The organism is Allobosea sp. 05T439 (genome assembly GCF_056396005.1).
In genome coordinates, this window is sequence record NZ_JBFTKP010000180.1 from 1 (window position 1) to 356 (window position 356).

Consider the following 356-nt stretch of genomic DNA (forward strand, 5'->3'; position numbering starts at 1 on the left):
CTTCGACGGCACGGTCGATCTCGATATGTCGCCGCTGTACGCCGACTTTATGGCGCACTTGCCGGAACAGGCGTGCGTGCTGGATGCGGGCTGCGGCTCCGGGCGCGATGCACTGGCCTTTGCCCGCAAGGGTTACCACGTGGAAGCGTTCGACGCCTCTGCCGAACTGGTGGCGCTGGCACGTCACTACAGCGGGCTGCCGGTGAAGGAGATGACCTTCGACCAGTTGAATGAAACGCAGAAGTACGACGGGATCTGGTGCTGCGCCTCGCTCCTGCACGTCCCGTATAACGAATTACCTGCGGTGATAAACACCCTGGCGCGCGCGCTGAAACCCGGCGGCGTGTGGTATCTGT

The 356-nt window shown here is 62.6% G+C and carries 1 protein-coding gene; it reads left to right on the plus strand.

Features of this window, described 5'->3' with window-relative positions:
- Positions 1-356, plus strand: a 356-nt coding sequence (locus tag AC1DIO_RS35630) for a class I SAM-dependent methyltransferase (RefSeq protein ID WP_476854990.1), incomplete at both ends; no start/stop codon positions are given.